This is a genomic window from Kitasatospora sp. NPDC091335, from assembly GCF_044757205.1.
GTDB lineage: Bacteria > Actinomycetota > Actinomycetes > Streptomycetales > Streptomycetaceae > Kitasatospora.
Map to the genome: position 1 here is coordinate 1 of NZ_JBIVUM010000035.1, position 19,056 is coordinate 19,056.

The following is a 19,056-nucleotide window of genomic DNA, read 5'->3' on the forward strand; positions in this document are numbered from 1 at the left end:
CGTTACGACAAACGCGGCTACGTCTACCTCGGCACCGTCACCGCAGCCGCCCTCGTCATCTGGCTCCGCACATGATCGGCCGGACAGCTCCTAGGGGCTGCTGCGAGGCGGCGTACGACGTGTGTGGCTGCTGCTGCGCGTGGTCCGGATACTGCGGGTACGGCTGGTACTGCTCCTGGCCGCCGCCGTACTGGCCCTGGACGTAGCCGCCTTCGACATAGCCGGTCCGGCCGTACCCGCCCTGGTCGTAGCCGGTGTGCCCGTACGTGTCCTGGCCGTAGACCTCCTGGCCGTGCGGCGGCTGCTGCCCGTACTCGGCGGAGCCGTAGCCCGGCTGCGGTTGCCACTGGATCGGCTGCTGCGGCGACTGGTGCGACGTCTGGTGCTGCTCGGAGTACCCGCCGTACACGTCGTTCTGCCAGTCCGGGGGGTTCTGCGGCTGCCACGGCTGCTGGGCGTGGGCGTCTCCGAAGGGCTCCTGGGCCATCCGTTGCGTCCCTCCCGAACCGTCTGCCTGCCGATGCGCCAGTCAGCATCTCACGCCCGCACGGGAACGCGGCCCGGGCCCTCGCTCGTACGGTCCCGGGCTCTCGGCCGTGCGCGTCAGGCCGCCGACTCGGCGCGCAGGGCCTCGTCGATGCGGGTGGCGAGGGTGAAGTCCAGAGCGGTGAGGCCGCCTGCGCTGTGGGTGGACAGGACGAAACGCAGCGTGCGCCAGCGGATGTCGATGTCGGGGTGGTGGTCGAGCGCCTCGGCCTGCTCGGCGACGGCGGCGACGACCCGGATCGCCGCCGGGAAGTCCGGGGCGTCGGCGCCGCGGGCGATGCTCTCGCCTTCCCGCGTCCACTGGGGCAGTGCCGCCAGGGCCGCCGTGATCTCGTCCTCGTTCAGCCGGGCCCTGTTGCTCATCGCCGCGCTCCTGGTGGGTCGTCATCCTGGGTGCCGGGATTCCGGGAGGTCCGGGGTCCCGGTGTCAGGCGGCCTTCCGCCGCGGCCGGGCCGCCAGTTCGCCACCACAGTTGGGGCAGGCGGCGGCCATGGCCTCGGTGCAGTCCGGGCAGAAGGTGCACTCGTAGGAACATATCGAGGCGGGGCCGTCTGCGGTCAGCGACACCGCGCAGCGCTCGCAGGTCTCACGCATCTCCAGGGCCATGACGTACTCCTCCGAGTGCATACGGTCTGACGGTCGTTCAACTCACCAGCAGCTTGGTGACGGCCGCCAGGCCGACCACCACGATGACCCCGCGCAGCGCGGTCGGCGGGAGGCGGCGGCCGACCTTGGCGCCGAGCAGGCCACCGACCAGTGAGCCGGCCGCGATCAGACCGGCGGCGGCCCAGTTCACGGTCGAGGTGAACAGGAAGAACAGCGCGGCGACGCTGTTGACGATCATCGCCAGGGCGTTCTTCAGCGCGTTGATCCGCTGGAGGTCCTCCTGGAGCAGCATGCCCATCAGCGCCATCAGCAGCACGCCCTGCGCGGCGCCGAAGTAGCCGCCGTAGATGCCGGTGAGGAACACCCCGACCAGCAGCACCGGGCTGCCGTCCGGATCGCCGCCGGGGCGGCGACGGGCGGCGACGACCTTGGCGACCCGGGGCTGGATCACCACCAGGACGAGGGCCAGCAGGATCAACACCGGGACGATCGCGTCGAAGGCGCCGCTCGGCAGCTTGATCAGCAACAACGCGCCGACCAGGCCGCCGAGCAACGAGGCCGTGCCCATGCGCAGCACGCGGCGGCCCTGGCCGGCCAGTTCCCTGCGGTAACCGATCACGCCACTGAGCGAACCGGGGACCAGGCCGAAGGAGTTGGAGACGTTGGCGGTGATCGGCGGGATGCCGACGGCGAGCAGGACCGGGAAGGTGATCAGCGTGCCGGAGCCGACGATCACGTTGATCATCCCGGCACCGACGCCGGCCACCAGGACGGCGATCGACTCCCAGAGCGTCATGGGTCACCTCTCCTCTCGGTCCTGTCCGAGGGGATCATGCCGGACCTCCCTGCCGCCCGACCAGACCCGCCCGTGATTCGGGACGTACGCCACAGTGCCGGGGCCGCAGGCTTCGCCGCAGTGAACGGCCGAGGGCCCGTCACCTCTCGGCAGCGGGCCCTCGGCGAAGCACGAATCGACCGATCACTCCGGGTCGATCTTCGGGTACTCCCGCGCGGGGTCGACCCGGGGGCGAGCAGCACCCTTCTCGGTGTCCACCGGCCGCGGGCCGGACGCCGGGTCCAGCGGCACCTGAGTGGCCGCCGGGGCGGTCTGCGGGATGCTGGGCGCCGCGAGCGCGCCTCCGTTCACCCCGCCGTTGCCGGTCAGGCCGGTGAAGGCACCGCCGAGGCCCTTGAGCGCGTCGCCGACCTCGCTGGGGATGATCCAGAGCTTGTTGGAGTCGCCCTTGGCCAGCTCGGGCAGGGTCTGGAGGTACTGGTAGGCGAGCAGTTTCTGGTCGGCGTCGCCGTCGTGGATGGCCTCGAAGACCGTCCGGATCGCGGCCGCCTCACCGTCGGCGCGCAGGACCGCCGCCTGCGCCTCACCCTCGGCCTTGAGCACCTCGGCCTGCTTCTCGCCCTCGGCCTTGAGGATCTGGGCCTGGCGCTGGCCTTCGGCGGTGAGGATCGCGGCGCGCTTGTCCCGGTCGGCGCGCATCTGCTTCTCCATCGAGTCCTGGATGGAGGTCGGCGGCTCGATCGCCTTCAGCTCGACACGGTTGACCCGGATGCCCCACTTGCCGGTGGCCTCGTCCAGGACACCGCGCAGGCCGGCGTTGATGACCTCGCGCGAGGTCAGGGTGGACTCCAGGTCCATCGAGCCGATGATGTTGCGCAGCGTGGTGACGGTGAGCTGCTCGATCGCCTGGATGTAGCTGGCGACCTCGTATGTCGCGGCGCGGGGGTCGGTCACCTGGTAGTAGATGACGGTGTCGATGTTGACGACCAGGTTGTCCTGGGTGATCACCGGCTGCGGCGGGAACGGCACGACCTGCTCGCGTAGGTCGATCCGGTTGCGGACACGGTCGATGAACGGGACAACGATGTTCAGCCCTGCGTTGAGCGTCCGGGTGTAGCGGCCGAAGCGCTCCACGATCGCGGCGCTGGCCTGCGGGATGACCTGGATCGTCTTGATCAGCGCGATGAAGGCCACCACGACCAGGACGACCAAAACGATAAGGACGGGTTCCACGGACTCTCCCCTAGACGACCAGGGCGGTCGCGCCCTGGATTTCGACGACGTCGACCTGCTGCCCGGGTTGGTACACCTGGCCCGGGTGGAGTGCACGGGCCGACCAGATCTCGCCGTTCAACTTGATCCGCCCGCCCTCCCCGTCGACGGTTTCCGCGACGACTGCGGTGGCACCCTGGAGCGCCTCGATGCCCATCTTGACGTGCGGGCCCTTCTGGAGCTGCCGGTAGGCGATCGGGCGGACGAACACCACCAGCGCGACCGAGACGACGACGAAGGTCAGGGTCTCCAGGACCACTCCCCCGCCCAGTGCGCCCACACCCGCGGCGGCCAGCGCCCCGACCGCGAACATGGCAAACTCCGGCATCGCGGTGAGCACCAGCGGTATGCCGAGCCCTGCGGCGGCCGCAAGCCACCAGATCCAGCTGTCCACACGTCCATCCTAGGGAGCGAAGGCTTTCGAAGCGGACAGTTCCCGCAGGTCGAGGGGCGGAAACCGGTCGCGCGTGCGACCGGTTCCGACAGCCCTCCCGATGACGGGCGAACAGAGCCTCAGCCCAGCGGCAGACCCTGGGCCGACCAGCGGTCGCCGTGCCGCTCCAGGGTGAGCGGCAGACCGAAGCACTTGGAGAGGTTGCGGGCGGTCAGCTCGGTGTCGATCGGACCGGCCGTGAGCACCTTCCCCTGGCGGATCATCAGGACGTGGGTGAAGCCCGGCGCGATCTCCTCGACGTGGTGGGTGACCATCGCCATGGCCGGAGCGAACTCGTCCTGAGCGAGCGCACCGAGCCGGCGGACCAGGTCCTCGCGGCCGCCGAGGTCCAGGCCGGCGGCGGGCTCGTCGAGCAGCAGCAGCTCGGGGTCGGTCATCAGGGCGCGGGCGATCAGGGTGCGCTTGCGCTCGCCCTCGGAGAGAGTGCCGAACTTGCGGTCCGTGAGGTTCGCCATACCGAGGCGGTCGAGCAGGGCGAGGGCACGGGCCTCGTCCGACTGCTCGTAGGTCTCCTGCCAGCTGACCGTCATGCCGTATGCGGCGGTCAGCACGGTCTGGAGCACGGTCTGCTCGGCCGGCAGCTTGTCGAACATGGCAGCACCGGCCAGGCCGATCCGGGAACGCAGCTCGAAGACGTCGATCTCGCCGAGCTTCTCACCCAGCACCGTGACCTTGCCCGAGGTCGGGAACAGGTACGAGGAGGCGATCTGCAACAGCGTGGTCTTGCCGGCGCCGTTCGGGCCCAGGATGACCCAGCGCTCGCCCTCGGAGATGGACCACGAGACCTGGTCGACCAGCGCGCGCCCCTCTCGGACCACGGATACGTCCACCAGCTCCAGCACGTCGCTCATGCCTATGCCTTCCCCAAAAACAAGATTCTCGGCCGTCGGTGCGGGCGGCGAGCCTACTCCGGCAGCCGGTGGGCACGGAGTGGGTGCGCCGCACACGCATGGGCAAACCTACGCCACGCGGATGACCGCCGATTCCGTAGGCTGGCCGGATGCTCGCGACTCCTCCCGACAATCCGTACGAAGAGCCCCGTTCGGGGCGGCTCACCGCATGGGGCAACGCCCTGCTGGCGGGCCTGGTGCCGCCCGACGACGCCGCTGCGGCTGTCCTGGGAGCGGACGAGATCCACCGAGTGTCCGGGCTCCCCGGGGACGAGCCCGGCGAGCGGCACGGGCTGACCTGGGCGCTGGGACGGCTACGGGTACTCGGTGTGAAGGGTCTGCGCCTCGCGTTGCCCTCAGCCGGGCATCCGCTGGGACTGACCGGCCCAAGGGCTTTCAACGAGCGCGCCATGAGTGCGGGCGAGGCCGTCCTGGCCGTGGGCGCACCGCTTGGGCTCGTGCCGGAGGTGGAAGTTCACGGCCCGGCCGGCGACCGCTCGGTCACCGTGCTGTGGCGGTGTTCCGACGTCAACGATGCCCCGCCGGCGGACGTACCGTCGCTGCACGAAGCCGAGCGTGAACTGGCAGACGGGCTCCGGGAGGCGACCATCATGCTCACCCGCCTCGATGTGGCCGGCGCCGGACCGGAAGCCCTTCGTGCCCTCGATGCCTACCGGCGGCGCGGCCACGGCGAGCTTCTCGCTCCCGGCTACCCGCCCCGGGCCGTTCGTGTCGTGGAGTCGGCCCGCCAGGTGTCCGTCTTGCTGTCGATCGCCTCCGGCGGGCACGGCGCCGCCGTCAGCGCCTCCGAGATGGTTGCCCGCCAGACCGTCCTGGCTCCGCTGTGGCGCACCGCCCGGCGTGCCCAGGTGGCCGCCTACAACACCCTCGTCGACGAACGAGACGACCGCTGAGACGTTCCGACTCCGAGGGCCGGCAGCGACGAGCGCAAGCACCTCGGCGCGCTCGTACCTGCCGTCGGCGCCAGGGGCCAAACCTTCCTGAGCTGCGGTGGCCTCCAACCTGCGCAGGGACCACCCCAATACCTCGGCTGCCTCAGCTGCCGAGAAGCTCTCCCCGAGGCGCCGCTCCAGGGCCTCGACCGCGGCCCGTGCCGTGGCCGCAGCCCTGTGCAAGCGTTCGGTGACTGCCTGCTCCACTGCGGCATACGAGACGGCGGCCAAGGACTCCCGGCTGTACGTCGGCCAGCCTCGGTATCCGCCGCAGGGGCGAAGATCCCCTGCGGCGGCAAGCCGCCTGACGTCCTCGGCGATCACCAGCAGGCCGGTGGTGTGCCCCAGGACCGTGGCCGCCTTGGCCGCCCCCACCGGTGGCACGACGCCCAGCGCAAGGACGATCTCCTCGGCACGGACCTTCAGCTGTGCCTCGACCATCGCCGACCAGGCGCCGTTGTCGAGGTCCGGCTCCGGGATCAGTTCACGTTCCCGTGCCAGGTTGAACTGCCATCGCCGCATCCGGAGTCGGCGCCTCAGCAACTCCGGGCCATAGGCCTCCCGGTCTCGGACCGTGTCCTGGACCGGCCTCGCTGCGCGTTCGACAACCACGCCTGTACAACCGCCGGTGCACGTTTCCGGACACTCGGACAAGGGGCGGCCTTCCTCCCGTCCTCGACTTCCGCCTCCGCTCCCGGCAACCGGCCTCGACCGAGACTCGGAACCCGACGGGCCGTCGAACAGACGGCATGTCAACTGAAGCTCGTGGGCCAATACGACAGGCCCGCACTCACTGCGCATCGCGTTCATCCGGCCCTCCCTCGGGATCGGTGCCTGCGCTCAGCCTGGCACAGCTGAATGGCGACACATCGCCCGAATTCGGGCTACCCCTGCCGAACGGCATACCCTGGGCCGCTGTTTGACGCCGGCCTTGGCCGAAAACCTGCCGATCGGCACGGCGTCCGCGTCGACGTCCCGCGCCCCCGGCGCACTACTCCTCGCGGGTTTCGCCGTGGCGAACGGCCCAGAGTGCGGCCTGGGTTCGGTCGGCCAGGTCCAACTTCATGAGGATGTTGGACACATGGGTCTTCACCGTCTTCTCCGACAGATGCAGGCTGCGGGCGATCTCCCGGTTGGACCGGCCATCGGCGATGTGGCCGAGTACCTCACGCTCGCGCTCGGTGAGGGTGCCACCGCGGCCCTGGGAAACGCGTGGGCCATCGTCGGAAAGCAGGGCTTCGGCCAGTTCGGGCTGAAGCAGGACGTGTCCGGCATGCACTGAACGGATCGCCCCGGCCAGCGCCTCCGGATCCACGTCCTTGTAGACGTAACCGGCCGCGCCGGCCCGCAGCGCGGGCACCATCGTGCGGTGCTCGGTGAAGCTGGTGACGATCAGGATCCGGGCCCTGCTGCCCTCACCCTTGAGCGTGCGCAGCGCCTCGATGCCGTCGACGTTGGGCATCTTGAGGTCCATCAGGACGACGTCGGGGTCGAGTTCACGGGCTCTCTCGACGCCCTCCGCCCCATCGGCTGCCTCCCCGACCACCTCGATGTCGTCCTGGACCTCCAGAAAGGTACGCAGCCCGCGCCGAACCACCTGGTGGTCGTCGACCAGCAGGACACGGATCGACGGTGTGCTCTCAGGCACCGGGGACCTCCATCTCGACGAGCGTCCCCCGGCCGGGGGCCGACTCAAGGGTGAGCGTGCCGCCGACGGCGGCCGCGCGGTCGCGCATCGAGGCCAGGCCGAGGTGGCGGCCGGCTCGACGAACGGATTCCGGATCGAAGCCGCGCCCGTCGTCGTGCACCCGCAGCACCGCACCGCGCGCGGGCGTCCCGGCCAAGATGACGGAGACCCGGCCGGCGCCGGAGTGGCGCAGCGCGTTGTGCAAAGCCTCCTGGGCGACTCTCAACAACGCGGCTTCCTGAGCGGGCGGCAGCGCCCGGACGCCGGCGGCGGCGAAGGTGACGTCGGCGGCGTGCGCCCGGTCGAGGACCTGCACCTGGGAGGCCAGGGTCGCGCTCAGTCCGTCCTCCTCCAGAGCGGCGGGGCGCAGCTCCACGACTACGGCACGCAGCTCGTCAGCGGCCTCTGCGGCCAACCGGGCGACCTCGGCGAGTTCGGCCCGGGCCCGGGCCGGGTCCCGGTCGACGAGCTTCGCGGCGGCCTTGGCGGTGAGCCGGAGCGAGAAGAGCTTCTGCGAGACGGCATCGTGCAGGTCGTGCGCGATCCGGGCACGCTCACCGGCCAGCGTGAGCTCACGGCTGCGCTCGTACAGCCGTGCGTTGGACAGGGCAAGGGCCGCGTGCGCGGCGAGGATCCGCAGCAGTTCCTCGTCGTGATCGGTGAAGAGGCCGCCGCCACTCTTGTTGGCGAGGAAGATGACGCCCATCACCTCCGGCTCGTCCTCGGCCGCGTCGGTGTCCAGGATCGGCATGCCCAGGAAGGCGTCCATGTCGGGGTGGGCGGCGGGCCACCCTTCGAAGGCGGGCGCTTTGCGGACGTCCGCGAGCCGGGTGGGCCCGGTCTCGTGCAGCATCGCGGCGAGCACACCGTGCTGCCGGGGCAGTGGGCCGATCGCCCGCCACTGCTCGTCGGTGACGCCGTCGACCACGAACTGGGCGAAGCCCCCGTGGTCGTCGGGCACGCCCAGGGCCGCGTATTCGGCACCGAGCAGCCCCCGGGCCGAAGCGGTGATGCGGCGCAGCACCTCGCGGACCTCCAGGTGCCGGCTCATGGCGAGCAGCGCCTGGCTGACGGCCTCGATCCCGGACAGACAGGATTCGCAGGCGGGAAGCGGGCCCGGGTGGGCCCGGTGGTCTCCGGTGGTGCTGGACATACCGCCAAACTACCGCCGCCCCGACGACCGCCGCGTCCGTCCGCGGCCGCCCCGGGCCCGGGTCCGGGGGCCTAGGCCGCAGGGCCCGCTCGGGATCGCCACACGACCGAGGGGAACGCCGAGGGGCGGCTCTCCCCCATGGGAGAACCGCCCCTCAGCCTGTCGGAGAAGGGCTCAGCCCTTCTGCATCACCTCGGGCTCGTGCCGGCGCTGGAGCCGGGTCACGATGACGCCGATGATGACCGAGACGACGATCAGCACACCCGCGTCGATCGCCCACTGGGCGACGCTGTGCTCCCAGAGCGGGTCGTAGTTGGGGTTCTGGAAGTCCTTGTTCCAGGGGCCCATGAGCTTGGACAGGTCGAGCGTGGTGGCCACGATGCCGGTGCCCCAGCGGGCCGGCATCAGCCAGGCGCCCTGCTCCAGTCCGGGCTTGCTGAAGATCTGGAAGAGGCAGCCGGTGAAGACGACCTGGATGATGGCGAACATGACCAGCAGCGGCATGGTCTTCTCGGCGGTCTTCACCAGGGCCGAGATCATCAGGCCGAACATCATCGCGGTGAAGCTGAGCAGGATCATGCCGATGGTCATCTCGATGACCGGGAGGTTCTTCACGATCAGGCCGGTCTCGGGCAGCTTGCGCGGCAGGAAGCCGACGGCGGAGATGATGGCGCCCTGGATCACGCTGAAGAATCCCAGCACGATGACCTTGGACATCATGTACGCCGAGCGGGAGAGCCCGGTGGCTCGTTCTCGCTCGTAGATCGCCCGTTCCTTGATCAGTTCTCGGACCGAGTTGGCCGCTCCGGAGAAGCAGGCGCCGATCGCGAGGATCATGATGATCGTGGCGGCCCCGCTGTTGAGGTGGAGCTGTGTCTTCGGGTTGGCCGCGAGACCCGCCTCGTTCGGTACCAGCACACTGACCGCGCCGATGACGGCCGGCAGCAGTACGGACAGCGCGAGGAAACCGCGGTCCGAGGCGAGCACCGACATGTAGCGGCGCATCAGCGTCCACAACTGCGAGCCCCAGCTCTGCGGCTTCGGCGGTTTGACGGCCTCCTGGGCGACCTGGACGTGCTGCACCTCGCCCGCCTCCGCGACGGGCGCGGAGTACTGCTGGTAGTGCACGGAGCCGCGGTAGCGGCCGGCCCAGTCGTGGTCCGGGTAGTTCTCGAAGGCCTGGAAGATGTCCGCCCAGGTCTCGTACCCGAAGAAGTGCAGCGCCTCGTCCGGCGGGCCGAAGTAGGCCACCGAACCGCCCGGCGCCATCACCAGCAGCCGGTCGCAGAGCGCGAGCTCGGCCACCGAGTGGGTGACGACCAGGATGGTGCGGCCGTCGTCGGCGAGGCCGCGCAGCATCTGCATGACCTCGCGGTCCATGCCCGGGTCGAGGCCCGAGGTGGGCTCGTCCAGGAAGATCAGCGAAGGCTTGGTGAGCAGCTCCAGGGCGACCGAGACGCGCTTCTGCTGGCCGCCGGAGAGCGCGGTGATCTTGTTGTCGGCCCGCTTGTCCAGGCGCAGCTCGTACAGCACCTCGTCGATCCGGGCCTCGCGCTCGCGCGGCTCGGTGTCGCCGGGGAAGCGCAGCCGGGCCGCGTACTTGAGGCCGTTGCGCACGGTGAGTTCGCGGTGCAGGATCTCGGACTGCGGCACCAGGCCGATGCGCGAGCGGAGCTCGGCGAACTGCTTGTAGAGGTTGCGGCCGTCGTACAGCACCTCGCCGCGGTCGGCCGGGCGGTAGCCGGTGAGGGCGCGCAGCAGCGTGGACTTGCCGGAGCCGGACGGGCCGATGACCGCGACCAGGGACTTCTCCGGGACGCCGAAGCTGACGTCGTTGAGCAGGATCTTCTTGCCGCCCTTGTGCTCGACCTCGACGGTCAGGTGGCGGGCGGAGAAGGAGACCGCGCCGGTGTCGACGAACTCCTGGAGCTGGTCGCCGACCAGGACGAAGCCGGAGTGGCCGACGGTCAGCCGGTCCTGCGGGCCCATCAGCTGACGCTGCACCCGCTGGCCGTTGAGGAAGATGCCGTTGTGGCTGCCGAGGTCGATGATCTCGTAGCGGCCGTCCGGGAGCTGACGCAGCTCGGCGTGGTGACGGGAGACCTGGAGGTCGGACACCACGATGTCGTTGTCCAGCGCACGACCGATCCGGACGGTGCGCATGGCCGACGTCAGGTTGCGGATGATGGTCGGCTGCGGGCCGCCGCCGCCGTCCTGCTGCGGCGGGGCCGGGAAGCCCTGCTGCGGGAAACCGCCGTGCTGGGGCTGCTGCTGCGGGGCCGGCTGGGCCTGCGGCGGCGCGTACTGCTGCTGCGGGAACGGCTGCTGGGCCTGCGGCTGCCCCGGCCAGGCCTGCTGCTGCGGCTGCTGGTACGGGTCGTGCTGCGGCCAGCCCTGCTGCGGGGCGGGCGGCTGGGGCGTCGGCACCGGACCGCGGCTGGTGGCGGCCTCGTGCATCGGGGTGGCCGACGCCGCGGCGGCGTGCGCGGGTGCGGAGAAGCCGAGCCGGGGGCCGTTCTCCGGGTTGCCGAGGTTGACCACGGCACCGGGGAACAGCTGGGCCTGCATGGTGCGGGCGCCGGCCACGTACGTTCCGTTGGTGCTGCCGTGGTCGTCCAGCTGCCAACCGCTGCCGTTGAAGCTCATGGTCCCGTGGTGCCAGGAGACCCTGGCGTCGTCGAACGGGAAGTCCGACTGCGGGTTGCGCCCGATGGTGTAGGACCGCCCGGGCTCCAGAGTCCGCTGCTGTCCGTTGATCTCAATGACGAGTTGCGGCACTGCTCGCCTGCCCCGCTCTCTCGGTTCCCCCGAATTGTGGCCCCCGGCCGGGGCTGCGATGTTCCTCTGACTGACGGGGGGAATCATTCCAGCCCGCCGACCGGCGATGAAAGTCACCCCGGGTGACTGTGACCAGGCTGCTACCCGCCGCGGTCCCGCGGCGTCCCGCGAGGTGGGACGGGTGCTCCCGGCCCATCGGGCGCCCGGTAGCGTGGGAGGCACCATGAACGCATCGCCCCTGGCCGCTGAGCCCCTTCCCGCCGCCCAGCACCGGACCGCGGACGAGCGCACCCTGCTCGTCAAGGTGTTCGGCAAGGACCGCCCCGGCATCACCGCCGGCCTCTTCGCGACGCTGGCCGGCTTCGGCGTCGACGTCATCGACATCGAGCAGGTCGTCACCCGTGGCCGCATCACGCTGTGTGCCCTGGTCACCCCGCCCCCCGCACCCGGCGCCGAGGGTGGGCTGCGGGCCACCGTCCACCGCTGGGCCGACGAGCAGAAGCTCCAGGCCGAGATCCTCTCCGGCATCGGTGACAACCGGCCGCGCCGCGAGGGCCGTTCGCACGTCACGGTGCTCGGCAACCCGCTGACCGCCGCCGCCGTCTCCGCGCTCACCTCCCGGATCACCGCCTCGGGCGGCAACATCGACCGTGTCTTCCGGCTCGCCAAGTACCCGGTGACGGCGGTCGAGCTGGCCGTCTCAGGTGTGGCCACCGACGAGCTTCGGGCCGCGCTGGCCCAGGAAGCGGCTACCCAGCGGGTGGACGTCGCGGTGGTCGCCGCCGGGCTGGAGCGCCGGGCCAAGCGTCTGGTGGTCATGGACGTCGACTCCACGCTCATCCAGGACGAGGTGATCGAGCTGTTCGCCGCCCACGCGGGCTGCGAGGAGGAGGTCGCCGAGGTGACCGCGGCGGCGATGCGCGGCGAGCTGGACTTCGCCGAATCGCTGCGGGCCCGGGTGGCGCTGCTGGCCGGGCTGGACGCCTCGGTGACCGAGAAGGTCCGCGCCGAGGTCCGGTTCACTCCGGGCGCCCGCACCCTGATCCGTACGCTCCAGCGCCTCGGCTACCAGGTCGCGGTGGTGTCCGGCGGTTTCACCCAGGTCACCGACCACCTGGTGGAGCAGTTGGGGCTGGACTTCGCCGCCGCGAACACCCTGGAGGTGGTGGACGGCAGGTTCACCGGCCGGGTGGTCGGCGAGATCGTGGACCGCGCGGGCAAGGCCCGCTGGCTGGCCCGCTTCGCCGAGCAGGCGAAGGTGCCGCTGGAGCAGACGGTGGCGATCGGCGACGGCGCCAACGACCTGGACATGCTGAACGCGGCCGGGCTCGGCGTGGCGTTCAACGCCAAGCCGGTGGTGCGTGAGGCCGCCGACACCGCGGTGAACGTGCCGTTCCTGGACACCGTGCTGTACCTGCTGGGCATCACCCGCGAGGAGGTCGAGGCGGCCGACGCGCTGCACGGCACCCCGACCGAGTAGAACCCCACCCGCCCTCCGGCCGAGCGGGGCCGTCCCCCGCCCCCGGCCGACGGAGTGAGGCCCGCCGGAAGAGGGCCTGTGGACGCACACGAGGGGCGCGCGGATCCAACCGCGCGCCCCTCGCGTTCGTGCACGTTCCGGGGTCAGTCCTGCGGCGTGTGGTACGAGACCAGCTCGGCCACCCCCGGCTCGACGCCCTTCCAGGAGCCGTCGAAACTGAGCACCGCGATCCCCGCCGTCGGGAAGCCCCCGAGCCGCAGCCGCTCCAGCGCGTCCGGGTCCCCCGCGTCGCCGGCCAGCACCTGGGTGAGGCCCAGCACGCCCGGGTTGTGCCCGACCAGCACCACGTCCGCGTACTCCTCCGGGGTCTCCTGGAGCACGGCGATGATCTCGCCGGGGCTGGCCTCGTAGACCCGCTCCTCGTACACCGTCTTGCGGGCCCGCTTGGCCAGCTCGTGCGCCGCCGTCTTCCAGGTCTCGCGGGTGCGCAGCGCGGTGGAGCAGAGCACGTAGTCGGGGTTGATGCCGGAGTCCGCCAGCCAACGGCCGGCGTCCTGGGCCTGGTGGCGGCCCCGGTCGGCCAGCGGCCGCTCGTGGTCGTCGACGCCGTCCGGCCAGTCGGCCTTGGCATGGCGGAGAACGATGATCCTGCGGGGCGTTTCGGCGCTCATACCCAGCAAGCTTGGCAGAAAAGCGGCCCGGCGGCGCGACGCTCCCGGGTGCCGCCACTCCGAGGGACGACGGGTGCCATCGCACCCCGCCCGCCGGGGCGTCGTGCGGCGTACGGACCGCGGTCAGCCCATCGCCGTGGCGACGGAGGCGATGACCGCCACCAGCACCGCGATGGCGGCGAAGGCGAGGGCGATGCGGCCGAGCTGCTTGCGGCCGTCGGCGGGATCGGGATCGAGAACGGGCATGTCCGGGATTCTTCCATCCCGAACACGCCCGCCGTCCGCCGACCCCACCGCCTTGGCTGGGGCTTGACCTTCCGCGTCAGGCCTCGGCCCGCACAACCGGGCCAGGCCCGTCGCTCTCCCCCGCCCCGTCGGGTGTCACGCCTTGGCCTGCTCCGCCCGGTGGACCGCCTCGTCCTCGATGTGCCGGGCGAGCGCCGCGCGCAGGCCGAACAGCATCTGCGGCACCAGCAGCAGGGCCAGGAAGCCCAGCGGCCAGTGCCACTGGCCGGTGACCTCGTAGATCCGTCCGATCAGGATCGGGCCGGGGATGGAGATCAGGTAGCCGACGCCCTGGGCGAAGGCGGACAGCTGGGCGACGCCGCCGGCCGTCCGGGCGCGCAGTCCGATCATCGTCAGCACCAGCGGGAAGGCGCAGTTGGACAGGCCCACCAGGACCGCCCAGACCCACGGAGCACCGGCCGGGGCGAGCGCCAGCCCGGCGTAGCCGGCGATGCCGCAGAAGGCCAGCACGACCACGAACAGCCGCTGGTCGCCGCGGCGGGCGGCGAGGTTGGGCAGGACGTAGGAGACCGGAACGCCGATCGCCATGGTGACCGCGAGCAGCACCCCGGAGGTGCCCTTGTCGATGCCGGAGTCCTGGAAGATCTTCGGCAGCCAGCCCATCACCACGTACGCACCGGTGGCCTGGAGGCCGAAGAAGCAGGCCATCGCCCAGGCCGTACGGCTGCGGGTGATCGGCAGCTTGGCCGGGACGGCGCCGTCGGCCTCCCGCCCGCCGCGCTCGCGCTTGGCGATCAGCACCGGCAGCCAGAGCACCAGCGCGAGCGCGCCGATCCCCGCCCAGATGCCCAGGCCGTAGCGCCAGTCGCCGCCGAACGCGTTGGTCAGCGGCACGGTGACGGCGGCGGCCAGCGCGGTGCCGGCGGACAGTGCCATGGAGTACAGGCCGATCATCGGACCGACCTTCTCCGGGAAGTACCGCTTGATCACGACCGGGAGCAGCACGTTGGAGACCGCGACACCGGCCAGCGCGAGCGCGGTCAGCAGCAGGAAGACGGCGGTACCGCCGGCGAAGGAGCGGGCCAGCACGCCCGCGGTGATCGCGCCCATCCCGGCCGTGACCACGGCGATCGGGCCGAGCCGGCGGGCCGCGGCCGGGGCGGCGAAGCCGAACAGCGCGAAGCACAGCGACGGGACGGCGGTGAGCAGTCCGGCGAGCGTCGGGTTCATCCCGAGGTCGTCGCGGACCTGGTCGAGCAGCGGCCCGAGGCTGGTGACCACGGGGCGCAGGTTGAAGGCGGCGGCGGCGATCGCGACGGCGAACAGCCAGCCCAGGTACTTGACGGAGCCGGAGGCGGCGGGCCGCTCGGTGGTCGGCGGCCGGCTCTCGGTCCGGTTGGAAGCGGTGGTGTCTGCTGCGGGCATGAGGAGCATCATAGAATGATGGGATGAATTGATGCACCCTGGAATTGGCATGATGTGCCGACCGTTCATCCACCGGCCACCTCCACCCAGGCCCCACCCGAGCCGTAGTCGCAAGGAGTACCCGTGGCGCTGTCCTCGCCGAGGCGCACCCCGCTGTCCGACCAGGTGATCGCACAACTGCGTGCCCAGATCACTTCCGGTGAGTGGCCGGTCGGCTCGCGCATCCCCACCGAGGCCGCCCTGGTCGAACAGCTCGGCGTCGCCCGCAACACCGTTCGCGAGGCCGTCCGCGCCCTCGCCCACAACGGCCTGCTCGACATCAGACAGGGCTCCGGCACGTACGTGCTGGCCACCAGTGAGCTGGCCGGAGTGATGCACCGCCGCTTCGCGGACGCCGACCAGGCACAGGTCGCCGAGCTGCGGGCTGCCCTGGAGACCTCCGCTGCCGGCCTGGCCGCCCACCGCCGCACCGCACGTGACCTGGAGCTGCTGGACGGTGCGATGGCCCGCAGGGAGGCCGCCTGGCACTCCGGTGGCGCCGAGGACTTCGTCCAGGCCGACGCCGCCTTCCACCACGCCGTGGTGTCCGCCGCCCACAACGACGTCCTGCTCGCCGTCTATGCCGACCTCGGCGAGGTCACCCGCGAGCACCTGCGGCACGATGTCGGCCCCGAGCTGATCGCCGAGCGCTACATCGGCCACCAGAGCATCCTGGAGGCCATCCGGGCCGGCGACGCCCAGCGCGCCTCGGTCGAGGCCGGCCGCGCCATCGGCGCCTGCGGCACCACCGAGTGCGGCACCGCCAAGGTCTGACCCCCGCACCGGCACCCGGCCCGGCGACGAGACCCACGCGCCAACCCACACCCTCGCCCACGCCCCTGCGCACGCCCACACCCCCGACCTCGCCGGCCCCCGCCCCGAGAGCGCACCGACGTAAACGCCGCTGCCCGGCACCCCGTGAAGGGGCGCCGGGCAGCGGCGTACGGCCGGCAGTACGGCCGGGGCGTCAGGCGCCGATGGCGTGCAGACCGCCGTCGACGTGGACGATCTCACCGGTGGTCTTCGGGAACCAGTCCGACAGCAGCGCGACGATGCCGCGGCCGGCCGGCTCCGGGTCGCTCAGGTCCCACTTCAGCGGGGAGCGCTGGTTCCAGGTGTCAGCCAGGTCGCCGAAGCCCGGGATGGACTTGGCGGCCATAGAGCCGATCGGACCGGCCGAGACCAGGTTGCAGCGGATGTTCCGCTCGCCCAGGTAGCGCGCGAGGTAGCGGTTGGTCGACTCCAGGGCGGCCTTGGCCGGGCCCATCCAGTCGTACTGCGGCCAGGCGAACTGCGCGTCGAAGGTCAGGCCGACCACCGAACCGCCGTCCTGCATCAGCGGCAGCAGCGCCGTGGTCAGCGACTTCAGCGAGTACGCCGAGACGTGCATCGCGGTGGCCACGGACTCCCACGGGGTGTCCAGGAAGTTGCCGCCCAGCGCGTCCTGCGGCGCGAAGCCGATCGAGTGGACGATGCCGTCCAGGGTCGGCAGGTGCTCGCGGACCTGGTCGGCGATGCCGGCCAGCTGCTCGGGGTTGGAGACGTCCAGCTCCAGCACCTTGACCGGGTGCGGCAGCTTCCTGGCGATCCGCTCGGTCAGGCTCGGGCGCGGGAAGGCGGTGAGGATGATCTCCGCGCCCTGCTCCTGCGCGAGCTTGGCGGTGTGGAACGCGATGGAGGACTCCATCAGCACGCCGGTGATCAGGATCCGCTTGCCTTCGAGGATTCCACTCATGATCAGTGACCCATGCCCAATCCGCCGTCGACGGGAATGACGGCTCCGGTGATGTACGCGGCCTCGTCCGACCCGAGGAACCGCACGGTGGACGCGACCTCGGCGGGCGCCGCGTAGCGGCCCAGCGGCACGCCCGAGACGATCTCCGCGCGGCGCTCGTCGCTGAGCACGGCGGTCATGTCGGTGTCGACGAAGCCGGGCGCGACCACGTTGACGGTGATGTTGCGCGGGCCGAGTTCGCGCGCCAGCGACCGGGCGAAGCCCACCAGGCCGGCCTTGGAGGCGGCGTAGTTGGCCTGGCCCGGGGAGCCGGACAGGCCCACCACGGACGAGATCAGCACGACACGGCCCTTCTTGGCACGCATCATCAGCTTGGACGCGCGCTTGACCACCCGGAAGGTACCGGTCAGGTTGGTGTCCAGGACGGAGGTGAAGTCCTCCTCGGACATGCGCAGCAGCAGGGTGTCGTGGGTGATGCCCGCGTTGGCGACCAGCACCTCGACCGCGCCGTGCTTCTGCTCGATCTCGGTGAAGGCGGCGTCGACCTGCCCGGCGTCCGTGATGTCGCAGCGCACCGCGAGGACGTCGTACTTGGCCAGCGCCTCGGGCACCTCACCCGAGCGGCTGGTGATGGCCACCTTGTCGCCCGCTTCGGCGAAGGCCTGGGCGATCGCGAGGCCGATGCCCCGGTTTCCTCCGGTGACGAGAACCGAGCGGCTCAACGATCCACCTCTCTCCGTGTGTGAACACGTACGTCAGAATGCGTACGCAGTGTGACGCTATCGGGCGGTCGGCGGCGGCGGCGCATCGGGCTCCCACAGCGCCACCCCGAAGGATCTGTCGCAATCCGACAATCCGTGCCCGCCCCAGCCGTCCCGGCCGCGGACATCGCCCAGGCCCGGGCGCCGCCCGGATCCGAGCGACTGTACGGGAACAACACGGGCGGGCGCACCCGTTGCCCCCGTGGTGCGGGCCGCCCCGGGACGGGCCGTGCCGATCCCCGACCATCCCGGCGAGTGACGAAGGCAGAGCGGATGACCATGGCACGGCCCGGGAGCACCCACCGACGCGGACGACTGCTGGCCCTCACCGCCCTGGCGGCCGGCCTGGGCGCGACCGCCTGGGCCCTGCGCGACCTGCCGGCGGCGTTCGGCCGGCGGCCGGACGGCGAGCGCGAGGAGCGGGTCCGCAACTCCCCGCAGTACCGCGACGGCGTCTTCCACAACGCACCCTCCACCCTCGCCCGCGCCGCCGGCGCCCCTGGCTTCGACGGCGCCACCGCCCGTCGGATGCTCTTCGAGCGCGAGGGCCGCGTCCCCGCCCACCCGGTGCCGACGGTCCGCCCCGCCACCCCGCCCGGGCCGGCCGCCGAGGGCGTGGAGGTCACCTGGTACGGGCACGCCTCGGCGCTGGTGGAGATCGAGGGCTTCCGGGTGCTGCTCGACCCGATCTGGAGCGACCGCTGCTCCCCCGCCGCGCTCGTCGGCCCCAAGCGGCTGCACCCGGTGCCGGTGGAACTGGAGGAGCTGCCGCAGGTCGACGCGGTGCTGATCTCGCACGACCACTACGACCACCTGGACATGGCGACGGTCAAGCGCCTGGTGCGCAGCCAGTCCGCGCCCTTCGCGGTGCCGCTCGGCATCGGCGCCCACCTGCGCCGCTGGGGCGTCCCCGAGCACCGGATCATCGAGCTGGACTGGGACGAGACCTGCAACCTGGGCGACCTGGTGCTCACCCTGACCGCGGCGCACCACTTCTCCGGCCGCGGCCTGACCCGCAACACCACCCTGTGGGGCTCCTGGGTGGTCGCCGGCCCGAGCCGCAGGGTCTTCTACACCGGAGACTCCGGGTACTTCGAGGGCTACGCCCGGATCGGCGAGCAGCACGGGCCGTTCGACGCCGCGCTGGTCCAGATCGGCGCCTACGACGCGGCCTGGGCGGACATCCACATGACCCCCGAGGACGCCGTCCTCGCCCACCGGGACCTGTCGGCCGGCCTGCTGGTGCCCGTCCACTGGTGCACCTTCAACCTGGGCCTGCACCCGTGGGCCGAGCCGATCGAGCGGCTCGTCAAGGCGGCCAAGGAGCAGGCCGTCCCGCTGGCCGTGCCGCGCCCCGGCGAGCGGGTGGACGTCGACAACCCGCCGGAGCCGGACGGCTGGTGGGAGACCGTCGGCTGACGGCCCGCACCGGCTCGCCTACTCACCTACTCACCTGCGCGCCGAGACAGCGGGGCCCGCCGGCACAGCGGCGACCGACGGCGCACCAGGGACCACCGGGACAACGGGCCCCGTGGACGGACCGTACTGGCCGAAACCGCAGCG

General features: G+C 71.5%; 19 protein-coding genes. 4 read left to right on the forward strand and 15 right to left on the reverse strand.

What is annotated here, in order from left to right; all coding sequences use genetic code 11:
* Positions 1-55 precede the first annotated feature (55 nt).
* The 7 genes from ACIQOW_RS39005 to ACIQOW_RS39035 all read right to left on the reverse strand — a co-directional run bounded on the left by ACIQOW_RS39005 (position 56) and on the right by ACIQOW_RS39035 (position 4,526).
* Positions 56-487, reverse strand: a complete 432-nt coding sequence (locus ACIQOW_RS39005) for a hypothetical protein (RefSeq protein ID WP_401092643.1) — start codon at positions 485-487, stop codon at positions 56-58.
* A 116-nt stretch (positions 488-603) separates the two neighbouring features.
* Positions 604-909: a 4a-hydroxytetrahydrobiopterin dehydratase gene (locus tag ACIQOW_RS39010; protein ID WP_401092645.1), complete on the reverse strand. Its 306-nt coding sequence runs from the start codon at positions 907-909 to the stop codon at positions 604-606.
* A 64-nt stretch (positions 910-973) separates the two neighbouring features.
* Entirely contained in the window at positions 974-1,153 is a 180-nt protein-coding gene (locus ACIQOW_RS39015) for a DUF1272 domain-containing protein (RefSeq protein WP_401092647.1), read from the reverse strand.
* A 37-nt stretch (positions 1,154-1,190) separates the two neighbouring features.
* Entirely contained in the window at positions 1,191-1,949 is a 759-nt protein-coding gene (locus ACIQOW_RS39020; RefSeq protein ID WP_401092649.1) for a sulfite exporter TauE/SafE family protein, read from the reverse strand.
* Between the two features lie 183 nt (positions 1,950-2,132).
* Positions 2,133-3,182 (reverse strand): SPFH domain-containing protein, encoded by a 1,050-nt coding sequence (locus ACIQOW_RS39025; protein ID WP_188300481.1) that lies wholly within the window; start codon positions 3,180-3,182, stop codon positions 2,133-2,135.
* Positions 3,183-3,192: 10 nt separating this feature from the next.
* A complete protein-coding gene (locus ACIQOW_RS39030; protein WP_317620422.1) occupies positions 3,193-3,615 on the reverse strand; it encodes an NfeD family protein in 423 nt (140 codons plus the stop codon).
* A gap of 119 nt (positions 3,616-3,734) precedes the next feature.
* Entirely contained in the window at positions 3,735-4,526 is a 792-nt protein-coding gene (locus ACIQOW_RS39035; protein ID WP_188300480.1) for an ABC transporter ATP-binding protein, read from the reverse strand.
* A gap of 149 nt (positions 4,527-4,675) precedes the next feature.
* Between ACIQOW_RS39035 and ACIQOW_RS39040 the strand changes: the two genes are divergently transcribed.
* Complete coding sequence (locus tag ACIQOW_RS39040) at positions 4,676-5,479, forward strand: hypothetical protein (protein WP_401092652.1); 804 nt, start codon at positions 4,676-4,678, stop codon at positions 5,477-5,479.
* A gap of 1,030 nt (positions 5,480-6,509) precedes the next feature.
* Here ACIQOW_RS39040 and ACIQOW_RS39045 read toward each other — a convergent pair.
* From ACIQOW_RS39045 to ACIQOW_RS39055, 3 genes are all read right to left on the reverse strand, one after another.
* On the reverse strand, positions 6,510-7,166 hold the full coding sequence (locus ACIQOW_RS39045) for a response regulator (protein WP_401092654.1): 657 nt from the start codon (positions 7,164-7,166) through the stop codon (positions 6,510-6,512).
* The gene (locus ACIQOW_RS39050) at positions 7,159-8,256 is read right to left on the reverse strand and encodes a GAF domain-containing sensor histidine kinase (RefSeq protein WP_401092687.1); all 1,098 of its coding nucleotides are present in this window, start codon (positions 8,254-8,256) and stop codon (positions 7,159-7,161) included. The genes ACIQOW_RS39045 and ACIQOW_RS39050 overlap by 8 nt, the downstream gene beginning before the upstream one ends.
* Positions 8,257-8,532: 276 nt before the next feature.
* Positions 8,533-11,136, reverse strand: coding sequence for an FHA domain-containing protein (locus ACIQOW_RS39055; RefSeq protein WP_401092656.1), 2,604 nt, complete (start codon positions 11,134-11,136; stop codon positions 8,533-8,535).
* A gap of 223 nt (positions 11,137-11,359) precedes the next feature.
* On the opposite strand from ACIQOW_RS39055, the gene serB reads away from it, so the two are divergent.
* Entirely contained in the window at positions 11,360-12,616 is a 1,257-nt protein-coding gene (gene serB / locus ACIQOW_RS39060; RefSeq protein WP_401092659.1) for a phosphoserine phosphatase SerB, read from the forward strand.
* Between the two features lie 143 nt (positions 12,617-12,759).
* Here serB and ACIQOW_RS39065 read toward each other — a convergent pair whose 3' ends face one another.
* From ACIQOW_RS39065 to ACIQOW_RS39075, 3 genes are all read right to left on the reverse strand, one after another.
* Positions 12,760-13,287 carry a SixA phosphatase family protein gene (locus ACIQOW_RS39065; protein ID WP_401092661.1) on the reverse strand — a complete coding sequence of 176 codons (528 nt, stop codon included), beginning with the start codon at positions 13,285-13,287 and terminating at the stop codon, positions 12,760-12,762.
* Between the two features lie 123 nt (positions 13,288-13,410).
* Positions 13,411-13,533, reverse strand: coding sequence for an SGM_5486 family transporter-associated protein (locus ACIQOW_RS39070; RefSeq protein WP_401092663.1), 123 nt, complete (start codon positions 13,531-13,533; stop codon positions 13,411-13,413).
* A 135-nt stretch (positions 13,534-13,668) separates the two neighbouring features.
* A complete protein-coding gene (locus ACIQOW_RS39075) occupies positions 13,669-14,958 on the reverse strand; it encodes a CynX/NimT family MFS transporter (RefSeq protein WP_401092665.1) in 1,290 nt (429 codons plus the stop codon).
* Positions 14,959-15,081: 123 nt separating this feature from the next.
* Between ACIQOW_RS39075 and ACIQOW_RS39080 the strand changes: the two genes are divergently transcribed.
* On the forward strand, positions 15,082-15,771 hold the full coding sequence (locus ACIQOW_RS39080; protein ID WP_401092667.1) for a FadR/GntR family transcriptional regulator: 690 nt from the start codon (positions 15,082-15,084) through the stop codon (positions 15,769-15,771).
* 193 nt (positions 15,772-15,964) lie between these two features.
* On the opposite strand, the gene fabI is transcribed toward ACIQOW_RS39080, so the two are convergent.
* Positions 15,965-16,732 (reverse strand): enoyl-ACP reductase FabI, encoded by a 768-nt coding sequence (fabI, locus tag ACIQOW_RS39085; protein WP_188300471.1) that lies wholly within the window; start codon positions 16,730-16,732, stop codon positions 15,965-15,967.
* 2 nt (positions 16,733-16,734) lie between these two features.
* Positions 16,735-17,454 (reverse strand): 3-oxoacyl-[acyl-carrier-protein] reductase, encoded by a 720-nt coding sequence (gene fabG / locus ACIQOW_RS39090; protein WP_188300470.1) that lies wholly within the window; start codon positions 17,452-17,454, stop codon positions 16,735-16,737.
* A gap of 294 nt (positions 17,455-17,748) precedes the next feature.
* Here fabG and ACIQOW_RS39095 point away from each other — a divergent pair, with 294 nt between their 5' ends.
* On the forward strand, positions 17,749-18,912 hold the full coding sequence (locus tag ACIQOW_RS39095; protein WP_401092669.1) for an MBL fold metallo-hydrolase: 1,164 nt from the start codon (positions 17,749-17,751) through the stop codon (positions 18,910-18,912).
* Positions 18,913-19,056 lie beyond the last annotated feature (144 nt).